We start from the raw sequence: 13,844 nt of genomic DNA, 5'->3' as shown, positions 1-13,844 counted from the left end.
TTAAATTATATCAGCCAAAGTTGAATATTTGTTAAAGGTCAAATTAGATTTTTTTAAAATTTATTTATTTTTTTAAAGCTAGTCTTCCCTCTGCAGATGTTTTTCATGTAACGCCCAACGTAACAACAAAGGAGCAATTAAGGTTGCTAAAACAATTACTAAAATCAAATCAACATATAATGGTCTAGCCAACAAATGAGCTTCAAAGCCAATTTGGGCAGTGATCAGTGCCATTTCACCGCGCGCAACCATCCCGGTTCCAACAATTCGACCACTGAGACGATCAAAACCAGTTAGCATGGCTCCAAATTCACCCCCAAACCATTTAGTTAAAATTGCCAAACAAGTCATGATCAAAATAAAAGGAAGCGAACTTAAAAGATTATTAAATGATAGTTCTAAACCAATGTTTACAAAAAAAACGGGAATAAACATTGCATTGCCAATTGGCTCAATATGCTGGTCAACAACTTGCCGGGCAGGTGTTTGCCCCACTGCGATCCCAGCAAAGAAGGCACCAATTGCTCCTGAAAGACCAACTTTTTCAGCTAAGAAGCCCATTGATAAGCAAATAATTACCGCCGCAAGAGTCTGGCTGGTCGGTACCAGCAGATTTTGACTTAATTTCATAATTGCCGGGGCGCCCCATTTAACCAAAAGGTAGACTCCTACAAAAAACAATCCTTGAAATAATAGCTGAGCTGCTAAGCTATTACTAGCATTTTGATGAGCATCATTTTCACCGGCACCAATCAAAGAGATCATTAAGCTTAATAATAAAACACCAATAATATCATCAGCAACTGCTGCCCCTAGAATTGTTGCCCCTTCTCGACTTTCTAACTGCTTGAATTCTCGTAACACAACCACGGAAATACTAACTGATGTAGCTGAAAAGACCACCCCAATAAAAAGTGCTTCTTGAAAATGATAACCAAATAAAAAACTGATCCCCCCCATAATCAGCACTGGCAAAATTACACCACTAACTGCTACAGCTAATGCTGGCCGCAAATATTTGCGTAACTGACTAAGATTACTTTCGATCCCAGCCATAAACATTAACAAAATTACACCAATTTCCGCAAAGTTTGTCAATAATTCATTTGGCTGCAGCCAATTTAAAACCGCTGGTCCAAGTAAAATTCCTGCAATTAGCTGGCCTAAAACGCCTGGAAGGCCATTACGAGCAAAGAAATGATCAAAAAGTGTTGTGACAATTAAAATAATGACTAAGGAACCAATTAAGGTCAATTTACTAACCTCCATTTTTTAAACAACTAATTAAAATCATTAAAACAAGTTTATCATCTTAAATAGGTCTTAACAAATCAGTTGTTCAAAAAACTGGCTTTTCAACTAATAAAAGCCAGTTTTAAAGAATTATTCAACTGTTACACTTTTAGCTAAGTTTCGTGGTTTGTCGACATCATATCCTCGCTGTAAGCTTGCATAATATGCCAGTAATTGACAAGGAACAATCGCAACCAGTGGCGTCAATAATGGATGAACATCTGGTAAAATAATTTGATCACCAACAGCAGCTAAAGAATGGCTAGCAATATAGATAACCCTTGCTCCTCGGGCAATAACTTCCTGAGCATTGCTGCGAGTATGTTTAGCAGTATTAGCATCAGTGATTACAGCAACGACCGGCGTTCCTTCTTCGATCAAAGCAATTGTCCCATGTTTCAATTCGCCAGAAGCAAAGCCTTCAGTTTGAATATAAGAAACTTCTTTTAATTTTAAAGCAGCTTCTTGAACAATATCATAATCAATTGCTCTGCCGATGTAGAAAGCATTGCGAGTTGTTTTTAAAATTTCAGCGGCAATCTTTTCAATTTTCTTTTTACCATCAACTAAAGCTTGCATTCCATTTGCAACAGTGGTTAGTTCCTTTGCCACAGCAAAATTCCGTGCTGTAGTGAAGCCGCGAAGCTCACCTAAAGCTTTTGCTACCAAAGCTTCAACCGCAATTTGAGCAGTATAAGCTTTGGTCGAGGCTACCGCAATTTCTGGTCCGGCGTAAAGTAAGAGTGTATATGTTGCTTCACGAGAAAGCGTAGAGTTTTCAACATTAGTAATTGTTAAACTTGGATAATGATGAGCGTTAATTTGCGTCAATACTTGGCGGCTATCGGCTGTTTCACCACTTTGGGATAATAAAATAAAGAATGGCTTCTTCGATAGCAGTGGCGGATTGTAACCAAACTCAGATGCCAAGTGAACTTCAGTCGGAATTTGAGCAATTTTCTCAAATAATTCTTTGCCAACTAAGCCAGCATGATAACTGGTACCAGCAGCTACGATGTAAATGCGATCTGCTTGCTGTAAGCTTTGTAATATCTGGGTATCAATTTTGACTGAACCATCATGGGCTACATAATGCTCAATTAATTTACGCATAACTGCTGGCTGCTCGTCAATTTCTTTTAACATGTAATATGGATAAGCGCCCTTTTCAGCCGCTGAAGCATCAGTTGCTACATGAAATGACTGACGTTCAATTTTATTTCCTGTAGCATCTTCAATTGCAATGCTGTCTGGTTTGACAATCACAATTTCCCCATCTAACAATTCAATAAAATCATGTGTGTAATTAAGCATCGCAACTGCATCACTACAGACAACATTAAAACCATCAGCAATTCCCAACAATAATGGACTCTTATTCTTAGCAACGTACAACGTATCTGGTTTTTGGTTATCCATCAACAGGAATGAATATGATGAACTTTCATCAATTAAGTTCAAAGTTTTTTTAAAAGCTGCTTTAGTCGTCAGACCAGTCTGAGCAAATTTGGCAACCAATTGCACAACAACTTCAGTGTCCGTTTCACTCTTGAATTCAACATCACTTAAGTATTCGGCTTTCAATTGAGCAAAATTGCTAATAACGCCATTATGAACAAGATAATATCTTCCATCAGCAGAAACATGAGGATGAGCATTAGCTTTGCTAGGTTCTCCATGAGTTGCCCAGCGTGTATGACCAATCCCAGTTGAGCCATGGACTTCTGGCGTAATTTCGGCTTCAAGATCACTAATTTGTCCCTTTTCTTTGACTAAATACTCCTTACCATCCTGAGCATTAACATAAATTCCAGCTGAATCATATCCACGATACTCCAACCGTTTTAATCCAGTTAATAGAATTTGAACCGCATTTTGATTGCCGGTAACTCCAACTATTCCACACATAAAACCAATACCAACCTTTCAAAATTATTAGTATTCTAAAATCATTCTATAATTGGTCTATATCAAAAGTACATTTTAATTAGACTTCTATTGTAATATAGTCCTTTAATATAAACATGTCAACACTTTATTACAAAATCATTTCAACAATTGGTATATATTATAATACTGTTAGCTTCAACTATACCAATTATAAAAAAACAGCGGGAAAAATTTTCTCCCACTGTTTTTTTAATATTCTATAAATCTGTGTGATCTGTACCAAATCTAAATCCACAAATTAACATTTACATGCCGCTGCATCTAGGCATCTAGATATTAATTTATTTATTTACACCGACAGTCCGCAAATCTTCCTTTAAAGCATTTAGAATATTTACTAAATCCCCTGGACTAAGATATTCACTTTTTTCCAATAACACACTTTTGATATCATCAATCCGGCAATCAATTTCATCTAATTCTTTAAGCGTCATTTATTATTTCCTCCTTTTAAGTTTAGTTTATCATAATTCTGCCTAAAAATTAAGTTAGGTAAAGCTAAATTTAAAAGTAGCATTTTTGCGCCCCATTCTATGCTAAAATTAAAGTAAATAATTCAAAATTGGGGAGGTAGTCATGGAAACAATTAATTTACTTTTTTCAATTGACGATCGATTCGCTAAACAATTAAAAACACTTCTATTTTCAATTAAATTAAATACCCCAGATAAAGAATTTCATATTTTCATTTTGCAAAAAAAAATGCATCAACAAAATAAAAATGAAATTCAACAATTTTGCAACCTTTTGGGTATCAAATGTAGTTGGCTAATGATCAACAAAGAAAAATTTCACCATGCACCTAAAACAAAACGTTATCCAGAAACAATCTATTATCGTTTGTTAGCTCAAAATTACTTACCCAAAGAAGTTGAAAAAATAATTTATTTAGATGCTGATATTTTATGTATTAACGATCTAAGCAAGCTGTTTCAGCTTGAGATTGATGATTATCTCTATGCTGCCGCGAGTCATTCTCAATTAACTAATTTTACTAATGTTGTCAACAAAGTTCGCTTGAAGATGTATGAAGCAGAAGAATATTACAATTCAGGAGTATTACTGATCAACGTTCCTAAAGCTCGTCAAGAAATCAAATCTAATGAGCTAGAAAAATTTGTTGAAAAAAATAGTGCTACTCTGTTGTTGCCAGATCAAGATATTTTAAATTCTTTATATGCAAGTAAGATTTATTCAATTCCTGATCAAATTTATAATTATGACGCTAGAAAATCATTGATTTATGAAATGATCAGTTCAGGAGATTGGGACCTCGACTGGGTAATTAAGCATACAGTTTTTTTGCACTTTTGCGGACGTGACAAACCGTGGAAAAAAGACTATCGTTCTAAATTTGCCTTATTATACAAACATTATGCGCATTTAGCAGCACAAATCTAGTATTTACGACTGAATACTCTAACTTGTAATGAATTATCAGTTGTTCCAGTCAGTTGTTGCAATTGTTGCAGCAATAAAATCAGCCAACCAAAAACTAAAATAAAATCAATCAGTTCATAAGCCGTTAATGATAAATAACCGACCACTTGAAAGAGAAGTGTACTAATAACTAATATTCCAGCCGTTATGTAAGAAAGTTGACGAAAACGCTTGGGACTCTCAGGCAGTAGAAAATTAACTGACAGAACAATAATAATCAGCACTCGAATCATTAAAGCGGCGGCATCTGTATGTAGACGATGTAACAAACCAGCGTTATTAGCAAAAATTCCTACCCCGCCCAAACTGACAGCAAATAGTGTCAAAAGAATTCGCAAAACTAGTAAACGATGATCATGGGGGTATCTCTCCTCTAAAGAAGAAAATAAGAAATCTGTTAGCGCCAAAAACAACAAGCTTGACACAATCAAAGTCAAATTAAATTGCCAGCTATTACTAGCATATTTTGTTCCCAAATAGCTTATATTGTATAGCCACCAATGCTTATTACTATTAGTAATCATTGAAACCAAAGCACCACTAATAATTACCGTAATCAGCAGCTTGAAAATTGAATCTGGCGAAAGCGTTTCAACTGCGTAAAACATCGCAAAGTTCGTCACAATATTAAATAGCAGAAAAATAAATGAAGCAGTCCCAAGATCAAAAGAGGTACCTTTAAAAATTATTCCTAATAACCAAAAAAAAGCTAATAAAGCAATTCCCAAAATAACTGCAAATGAAATGTTAATCGTTAATAGGCTCCGCCAATAAAGTTTCTTTCCTAACCATTGCTGAATTTGCTGGCGATTTTTCAAATAAAGTACACAAAATAACACAGAGCCACAGCCCGTTCCAACAATAATCGTCCAACTGGCAATTGAATTAATACCTGACAAAGCAATTAAGTATTTATGTTTACTATAAAAATAGCCACTAAACAACAAGGACATGATTAATGAAGGTAATAAAAACCACCGCCAAGTTGAACTATCGGTAAAAAAATATTTTCGAATAACCGCTAAATTGGCTGGATGATTAGGACTAAAATCAATTTTTAATTGTGTCCCGTCTTTTAAATTAAGTTCCTTTAATTTTTCTTGATCAATAATTAGTTTACCTTGGTTCTTCAACTAATCTACGCTTCTTTCCAACTTAAAATCACTTCTTCAAATATTTATCCTTACTAAAATCGGTTTCTTCATAATGACCACTTTCTCCGAAAAATCGATTATAGCGTCGTTTAAACCGTCGAAATAAGTAAATTACCATCACCTTTAACAAACAATAAAATGGAATGCCAAAAATAACTCCGACGATCCCCAAAAGATCCCCCATGACTAACAAAACCAACAACACAGTTACCGGGTGCAACTGAAGATTATCGCCCATGACACGCGGAACAATGAATTGACCATGTAAAAATTGAACCACAAACCAAACGATGACAAATTTAACAACCATCCACGTCGACATCTGAAATGCAATAATAATTCCTGGTAAAAACGCTATAAATGAACCTATATAAGGGATAATGCTGAAAATGCCAGCTGCTAAAGCAACAACACCAGAATAATTTAAACCAATCAGTAAAAACGTCGGAAAGTAAATAATCCCTAAAATCAAAGAAGCAACAATTTGTCCCTTTAAGTAACCACCAATTTGTTGATCAGCTATTTTGCCAATCTCTTGAAAATCATCACGAAAAACTGGAGGCATCAGACTTTTAACATATTTTAAAAATTTTTCTTTATCTTTTAATAAGAAAAAAGCAATAATTGGGCCGGTAAAAACTGTAATTAAAATTGTCGAAATCGTTGAAAAGAAACTGCTAAAGCTATTAATTCCTTGCTGCAAATATTGTTCGATGTAGTTATTGATCTTGGAACCAGAAATGTTGATTGAATCAATTGATTGGCTGATTTCCCTTGAAAAAGGCAAGTTTGATATAAAAATCTCACTCTTCTTTTGAAACTCACTAATCATTTTAGGAAACTGTCGTAAAAAGTCCTCCATCTGATTTTGAACCATGAGGACAATTTCAACTCCCAATAAAGCCAGGATGCCTAAGATCACACAATAAATAACCGTTACTGTCCATTTGCGTGTCAAATATTTTCCTAAACGATCAACTAATGGATTTAATAAATAATATAAGACGATCCCTAAAATTAGTGGGGGAAGCAGATCGCTTAAGATTACCATTATTGGATCAAAAATAAATTTTATCTTGTAAAAGATCCAGATAACGATTCCTGCTATTGCCATCAGCAATAGGGTATACAGCGAATCATTAGCACCCAGAAACTTGATCCATTTACTAACCTTCACGAAAGCCTTCCTCCTATCAAATAATAAATTTATTTATGATCATCAGTAAATGTTGAAATCAATAAAATAATCGTCATAATAAACGCAAATCCAAAACAAGCAATATCTCCAAAAATCACCATTTGTAACGGGAAACCCCAAGAAAGCCCTAAAAAAATAATTACCATCAAGCTTAACGCAATGATAATCAAAATCGAATACAATTTCTGAATTGAAGACAAATTAAGTTCCTCCAAATTACAAGTTAAATTTAATTGTCTACTAAATTTTACTTTTTTGCAAGACATCACAGCTGATAAAATTATTTGAAATTGTTTGTTTAAATATCTCTTCTCAGTATATTGGGTGGAAAAACACTTAAATTAATTGCAAACCAAGCGATTGCCAGTAAAATTCCACCCAGAATATCGGAAAAATAATGCGCCTGTAAATATAAGCGTGATAAAATGACCAAAAAAACCGTTAGAACTGCCAATAACTCAAAAAGTCTGTAAAGTCTTATCTGACTATGCTCCAGCCAATAAATCAGCATTAAGGCTACAATCATAATTTCAAAAGTATGAGCACTCGGAAAACTATAACCAGCAACTGTTTTTAAAGGATCAGCGGGCCGTGATCGGTGAAAGATCAACTTGATTAATTTCATGAAAACATAGCCTCCAATGACTGTCCAGCAAAAAGATTTAAATGGATAAAAATTATCTTTTCTTAAAATATAGAAAAATCCCCAACTATAAATAATTACCAAAATTGGATTAAAAATCTTGGCAATTACAACAAAGAAAACCGTCAAATGACTATTGACCATGTTTCTAAAAAAATTACTGATCATTAAATCATTTTGAATAATTAGTAACTGTCGTCTACTGATCAGTACGCCTAAAATAATAAAAGCTGTTACTGCTATAATTATGGTAACAAATTTTTTCATAGTACCGCCTTAAAAAAGAAGACTGAGAAAATTTTTTCAGTCTAGCAAACCTTTCACATAATGAAAATTTAATTTTGAAATAATGTTTCAACACCTGTTAAACATTCCGGCGCTGGAAAACAAAATAGCCTAATGCTAGAAAAATTACTAAATATACCAAGTTTCCAATGACCATCTGTTGAGTTGAAAGTAAAGTCATAGTTTTAGCAGTTGGCTCCAACAATTGTGTTGATAAATTCATCATGTTAAATGGGTTCCATTTCAACCATTCCCATTTATTCATCAGTAAGAACATAACACCTGAAATCAAATTAGTGGCAAAATAACCGACGATTCCAACTGTAATTGCAGCTCCGTTGCTCTTGAAAATATTAGCTAAGAGAAATACCAAGCTCAAAAGGAGCCAAAGTGTCAAAAAGCTTCCTAAAAAGCCTAAGAACATGATCTTCAAATACGACATATTGTTAGCATAAATCGCCGTAAATTTAAAAGCGGAATTAAATAAAGCAATTTTTAAAAGCAAAGCGACCACGAAAGTCATTACGTAATAGTATAACGAATACAAAAAAATCGTTAACCATTTACTAATTAAAATTTGTCCTCGATAATAACGCCGATATAATAATTCTTTAATTGTACCATGTTGAAATTCCATGGCAATAATTGAAGCGGCCGCAGCAATTAAAACAAACAAACTCCACATCAATCCACCAAAGCCATCTAGAATCGCAGATGTAGGATCAAATAAATTTGATTTGCTTTTGATTAAAATAGCTGTGCCAATCATAATAATTAACTGGATCACGGTTAAAATCAATGTACTTTTTTTATGAAGTAGTTTATAAATCTCCTGTTTGACTAATGTAATCATCAAATTTACTCCTTTACTTGTGAATCTTGTTCATGTTTGCCTAAAATATTCAATAATGATGTTTCCAAGTCATTTTGCTGATGAGCTACATCAACCAAATTAATTTGTTGAGCGCTTAAAAGCTTAATTAATTTAGCCAATTCATTGGATTCACTCTGTTCAATTTTTAGTTGATCTTTAATTACTTCTAGCTGATAACCAGCCGCTTGTAAAGCTTCAGCAGCTTTGACATTATCATCAGTTTTTAAAAGAATGAATTTTTGACCGGCAATTGACAAATCAGCCATTTTTGCTTGTTTGATAATTTTACCTTGATCAAGCACTACTACTTCATCAACAATTTTTTCTAATTCACTCAAAATATGGCTGGAAATCAAAAAGGTCGTGCCCTTTTTAGCTTGTGAAATGATCAAATCACGCAAATCTTTAGTTGCTTGTGGATCTAATCCATTCATCGGTTCATCCAAAATTACTAATTGCGGGTCATTCAACAAAGCTAAGGCAATCCCCAGCTTTTGCTTCATTCCTAATGAATAATTCTTAGCTTTTTGATTGATGTAACTATCAATTTTTAATGTTTCAATGATTTGTTGTATTCGTGCTTGTTTTTGTGGACCATCATTGGCAAAAAGTTCCAGATGTTGATAGCCAGTCAAAAATGGATATAATCCTGGATATTCGATCAAGGCTCCAACTTCATCTAACACTCGATGGCTAGTCATAGTTACTGGCTGGCCTTGAATCACGACTTGACCGCTTTCCCATGAAAATAGGCCTAAAATTGCTTTCATAATCGTTGTTTTCCCTGCGCCATTTGGCCCTACTAACCAACTACTTCCCCGGGTTGAACATTGAAAGAAACATTTTTGAGCACATGTTTTTTCCCGAAAGATTTATTCAAATTGGTAACAGTTAAAATATCTCCCATATTTAATAAACTCCTTTGAAATTGCCTAACTACTTAAATAAGTTTAGCAGCATCTAAACAGTTTAAGTACAGTCTACCATGAAACTTAAAAAAACCATAACAAAACCATGCTTCAGTTTAAGACAAAACTAGCTAATTCTTTAAAAATCTTATTTTATAAAATTATCGCAATTAATATTATTTACGTTAAAACAATATAAGCTGGCAATGATTTTTAAAGATATTCAATTTCAAAATTAAATTGAATATCCGGATCTAATGATGAATGGATTGTACAGTACTTAATTACTGAATTGATAAAAGTTTTCACTTCTTTAGGAGCCAAAACTGTGTGCAAATTAAAATGGACGTTGATTGCTGCAATTTTGGAAGTCTTATCGGCAAATCGTTTGACCTTTCCTGTCGTGACGATCTCAAACTTCTCTAACTTAATTTCTGGATGATTTTTGGCAATGCTCTCAGCTGTAATTGCTAAACAACTATTGAGTGCCACTAATAAATATTGCACTGGATTTGGCGCAGCTGCTGTCCCCCCAGCCCGCACTGGTTCATCTGCTAAAACAGTATACTCCCCAGTTTGAGACCGGACCTGATAACCGACCTGTTTTAGGATAGATCTTACTTCATAAGCCATAATGAGTTCCTTCTTTCGAATTTTTTCTATTTGCAAATTATTGCTAAAGAGAAAATTGCATCTAGCAATAAAACTATTTTGAAAGCAAAAAATTTTTACTTGGTTTTTTTAATGAATCATTCGCTGTCACTTTTATTTCGCTAAAATTTAAGCACCAATTTCCCAAATTGATGCTGCAAAATTTGAAAATGCCGCAAATTTTTTAAATTAAATGGTGCAACGCGCGCAATTTGAACCTTAACTTGACTTTGTGCAACGGCAGTCAACAATTTTTCTAAACTCTGACCATTTGATTTCATTGAAAATAAATTACAACGTCTATCTGAATATTGCTTAACTGTTGACCACAGTAATCCGTTGCTTGTTAAATATTTAAGGTAATTCGAAACTGCTTGATTGCCAACTAAATCAATAATTGCGACTATTGGACTAAGCCGAGTTGTTGAATTGACAATTTCAACTTGTGGAAATTGCCGTTTTAGCTTAGCGGCTGAAGTTGAGCCAGTTGTTACATAGATCTTTGAAAAATGATCTGCTAACAACTGAATTAAGATTTGTCCTACGTTGCCGCTGGCTCCATTGATCAATAAAGCTCCGACCGATAACGAGCTTCCTAAAATCTCTTCGGCCAATTGCCAAGCAGTTTGTCCACTAAGAGCAACTGCGGCAGCTTGAATGTCAGTTACATTATCTGGAATAAGTGCAATCTGCGAACGACCGACCGCTGTATATTCTGCATAACTCCGAAAATGCGGACTAGCAGCTACTCGCTGGCCGACTTTTAAGTCTGTTACCTTCTCACCAACTGCATGAATTCTTCCGGCCAACGATGAACCCAAAACTAACGGCAGTGGATTATTGACTTTAATTTTCCCTGACCGAACATGACAATCATAAGGTTCAATGGCAATTGCCAAATTTTGTAGCAAAACTTGTTTGGCTTTTGGTATTGGTCGAGCAAGCGATATAGTCTGCAAAACTTCAATATCTCCTGGTTTCGTCATTGCAATTGCTCTCATGATTAATCCCCCTCATATTATATGTTTATAAGTTACAAATCTTCTTTTATTATAACTTTTTTGGACAGTTTCTTGCAGTATTTAAATTGTCACCGCTTGAAAAAGCGAACACATGTTTGTATAATTTAATTAAAGCATCACATTGCGAGGTGAATATGATGAACTATACAGACGAACCACATGGAATTTTTTTCTTAATTGACAATAAATCATTTTATGCCAGTGTTGAAAGCATCGAACGTGGTCTAAACCCTCTACAATCAATTTTAGTTGTTATGTCTGAGCAAGCTAATACTAACGGCGGATTAGTCTTAGCAACCTCCCCCCAAGCTAAAAAGCTCTTTGGCATTCGTAACGTTGATCGCTGGCGTGATTTGCCACACGATCAACGATTACTAATTGTTCCGCCAAGAATGAATCTATACATTCGAAAAAGCTTAGCAATTAACCAAATCTTCACGCATTTTGCTGCTGAAAATGATATTTACCCTTACTCAATTGACGAGTCAATTTTAGATATGACTCATTCTTGGCAGCTTTTTGGTCAAACCCCGCAACAAGCTGCTCGTTGCATTCAATTAGCTGTTCGCCAACAATTAGGCCTTTATACAACCGTCGGCATTGGAGAAAATCCTCTCCAGGCTAAACTGGCCTTGGATTTATTTGCTAAGCATTCACCTGAACTGATTGGCACATTAACTTATCAAACTTTCACCAAGCATGTTTGGCCAATCACTGATTTAACCTCAGTTTGGAGTATTGGGAAACAAACAGCAGCACGTTTGAATCATTTAGGAATTCATCAAATCAAAAGTTTAGCTTTAGCTGATCCATTTGAGTTGCAAAAAGAGTTTGGAATTATTGGCACTCAACTCTTTGCCCTAGCTTGGGGAATTGATCGCAGTCAACTACAAGAAAGTTTGCCTATTAAACATCATAGTTTAGAAAATTCCCAGGTTTTACCACGTGACTATACTGATCAAGCAGAAATTGAAATTGTGATTCGAGAAATCGGCCAGCAGGTGGCTTCCCGCTTGCGTCATCGCCACCTAGTAACTAGTTGTCTCCATTTAGGAATTGGTTTCTCACTAACAGCTAAAACTGATCATCCGGGTTTTGCTCATGAACTTAAAGTCTCGGCTACTGATGACACTTTTGAAATCAATCGTCAGCTGCTTTTCATTTTTCGTCGTTATTGGCAGTATGAACCTCTCCGTCAGATTAGAATAGGCTTAAGCCAATTATCACCTAAAACTGGTGATCAGCTTAGCTTATTTACACCGCCTGAAAAACAAATTAAAAAAGTGATGTTTAATCAAGTAATTGATCAAATTCGTGACCGTTTTGGTACCAGTGCCATCATGTATGCTAACAGTCTGGGGCATGGGGGAACTTTCCGTCAGCGAATTGGTTTAGTGGGAGGCCATAATGGAGGCAACTCATTTGAATAATAGTGATTTTGAAGCTCAAATCATTAAACAACGCTTGAAATTATATTTCACACCGTATATTAAAGCTCGATATGAAATTTTAGTTGTTAATGATATTTTTGCACATTCTTATAATTTCTTTTTTAATATTTACCGTCCGCTCAAACTGCCGCATTCAATTCCCTTACGGCGAATTACGTTTTATCGCTTGGAATTCTTGGAAAATGTTGTTGCTAACATTCGAACAGAATATAAATTTTCTTTCGTATTTCGCAATTTTGGCAAGCAACGTTGGCCAAGCAATTTTACACTAATCTCAAAACAGTAGCTAAAATTTGTTACTAATTAAAGATATATTGAAGCATGCATTAAAGACTAGTTACAGCTTTCGCAAAATAAACATGCCTTGACTCGACAAAATTAAGATTATACTTTGTTTTAAAACTCTAACTTGCTACAATAAATGATAGTTACTATTACAAAATCAAGGTGATTATTGAATGAAAAAAGTTGCTGTTTATTGTGGAGCTTCAGTTGGTAATTCAACTTACCAGCGAATTGCGATAAAAATTGGCCACTGGCTAGTAAAAAATAATTATGATTTGGTTTTTGGCGGTGGTGGTGTTGGTTTAATGGGCGTCTTGGCTAAAACCGTTTTGACTGATGGCGGCAAAGCTTATGGCTACATGCCTGAAAATCTTTATCGGCGAGGAGCTGCTTCTCAAAAGCTAACGGAGCTGACGATTGTTGAAAATATGGCTATCCGTAAACAAAAAATGATGGCTGCTGCTGATGTTTGCTTAGCTTTACCTGGTGGAGCTGGAACGCTTGAAGAAATTTCAGAAGCTTATTCTTGGGCTCGTGTTGGTGATAATCCGAATCCTTGCATTTTATATAATGAGGATGGATATTATGATTTATTACAGCAGTTTTTTGGGGAAATGGTAATGAAAGGCTTTCTTTCACAAGTGCACTATCAAAAACTTTGCTTTGCCAAAAATTTGCAACAAGTTGATG

At 34.9% G+C, this 13,844-nt stretch carries 14 protein-coding genes and 1 pseudogene; 4 read left to right on the top strand and 11 right to left on the bottom strand.

The features are described from left to right. Window positions 1-78: 78 nt before the first annotated feature. From ON15_RS02370 to ON15_RS11705, 3 genes are all read right to left on the bottom strand, one after another. Window positions 79-1,254: a cation:proton antiporter gene (locus ON15_RS02370; RefSeq protein WP_010579878.1), complete on the bottom strand. Its 1,176-nt coding sequence runs from the start codon at window positions 1,252-1,254 to the stop codon at window positions 79-81. 129 nt (window positions 1,255-1,383) lie between these two features. Further along, window positions 1,384-3,201, bottom strand: coding sequence for a glutamine--fructose-6-phosphate transaminase (isomerizing) (glmS, locus tag ON15_RS02365; RefSeq protein WP_010579877.1), 1,818 nt, complete (start codon window positions 3,199-3,201; stop codon window positions 1,384-1,386). A gap of 323 nt (window positions 3,202-3,524) precedes the next feature. Then, window positions 3,525-3,677, bottom strand: a complete 153-nt coding sequence (locus ON15_RS11705; RefSeq protein WP_156397516.1) for a hypothetical protein — start codon at window positions 3,675-3,677, stop codon at window positions 3,525-3,527. A 142-nt stretch (window positions 3,678-3,819) separates the two neighbouring features. On the opposite strand from ON15_RS11705, the gene ON15_RS02360 reads away from it, so the two are divergent. Next, complete coding sequence (locus ON15_RS02360) at window positions 3,820-4,644, top strand: glycosyltransferase family 8 protein (RefSeq protein WP_010579876.1); 825 nt, start codon at window positions 3,820-3,822, stop codon at window positions 4,642-4,644. On the opposite strand, the gene ON15_RS02355 is transcribed toward ON15_RS02360, so the two are convergent. The 8 genes and pseudogenes from ON15_RS02355 to ON15_RS02320 form a co-directional block, all read right to left on the bottom strand. After that, window positions 4,641-5,816: a DUF998 domain-containing protein gene (locus ON15_RS02355; protein WP_010579875.1), complete on the bottom strand. Its 1,176-nt coding sequence runs from the start codon at window positions 5,814-5,816 to the stop codon at window positions 4,641-4,643. The genes ON15_RS02360 and ON15_RS02355 overlap by 4 nt on opposite strands. 28 nt (window positions 5,817-5,844) lie before the next feature. Then, complete coding sequence (locus tag ON15_RS02350; protein WP_010579874.1) at window positions 5,845-7,014, bottom strand: AI-2E family transporter; 1,170 nt, start codon at window positions 7,012-7,014, stop codon at window positions 5,845-5,847. A gap of 29 nt (window positions 7,015-7,043) precedes the next feature. After that, on the bottom strand, window positions 7,044-7,235 hold the full coding sequence (locus ON15_RS02345) for a hypothetical protein (protein WP_010579873.1): 192 nt from the start codon (window positions 7,233-7,235) through the stop codon (window positions 7,044-7,046). Window positions 7,236-7,333: 98 nt separating this feature from the next. Next, a complete protein-coding gene (locus tag ON15_RS11185; RefSeq protein ID WP_010579872.1) occupies window positions 7,334-7,945 on the bottom strand; it encodes a phosphatase PAP2 family protein in 612 nt (203 codons plus the stop codon). A 97-nt stretch (window positions 7,946-8,042) separates the two neighbouring features. Continuing rightward, window positions 8,043-8,816 carry an ABC transporter permease gene (locus ON15_RS02335; RefSeq protein WP_010579871.1) on the bottom strand — a complete coding sequence of 258 codons (774 nt, stop codon included), beginning with the start codon at window positions 8,814-8,816 and terminating at the stop codon, window positions 8,043-8,045. A 5-nt stretch (window positions 8,817-8,821) separates the two neighbouring features. Next, window positions 8,822-9,744: pseudogene (locus ON15_RS02330) on the bottom strand (ABC transporter ATP-binding protein). A 214-nt stretch (window positions 9,745-9,958) separates the two neighbouring features. After that, window positions 9,959-10,378, bottom strand: a complete 420-nt coding sequence (locus ON15_RS02325; protein WP_010579868.1) for an OsmC family protein — start codon at window positions 10,376-10,378, stop codon at window positions 9,959-9,961. 140 nt (window positions 10,379-10,518) lie between these two features. Next, window positions 10,519-11,397: an NADP-dependent oxidoreductase gene (locus tag ON15_RS02320; protein ID WP_010579867.1), complete on the bottom strand. Its 879-nt coding sequence runs from the start codon at window positions 11,395-11,397 to the stop codon at window positions 10,519-10,521. Between the two features lie 158 nt (window positions 11,398-11,555). Between ON15_RS02320 and ON15_RS02315 the strand changes: the two genes are divergently transcribed. The 3 genes from ON15_RS02315 to ON15_RS02305 form a co-directional block, all read left to right on the top strand. Continuing rightward, window positions 11,556-12,848 carry a Y-family DNA polymerase gene (locus tag ON15_RS02315; RefSeq protein ID WP_010579866.1) on the top strand — a complete coding sequence of 431 codons (1,293 nt, stop codon included), beginning with the start codon at window positions 11,556-11,558 and terminating at the stop codon, window positions 12,846-12,848. Continuing rightward, window positions 12,826-13,155, top strand: a complete 330-nt coding sequence (locus ON15_RS02310) for a hypothetical protein (protein WP_026049442.1) — start codon at window positions 12,826-12,828, stop codon at window positions 13,153-13,155. Before ON15_RS02315 ends, ON15_RS02310 begins: the two co-directional genes overlap by 23 nt. 172 nt (window positions 13,156-13,327) lie before the next feature. Further along, on the top strand, window positions 13,328-13,844 hold a 517-nt coding region (locus ON15_RS02305), incomplete at its 3' end, for an LOG family protein (protein ID WP_010579864.1).

The organism is Liquorilactobacillus vini DSM 20605 (assembly GCF_000255495.1).
Lineage (GTDB): Bacteria > Bacillota > Bacilli > Lactobacillales > Lactobacillaceae > Liquorilactobacillus > Liquorilactobacillus vini.
The sequence above is the reverse complement of the archived record's forward strand: the minus strand, read 5'-3'. Positions and strand labels throughout refer to the sequence as shown.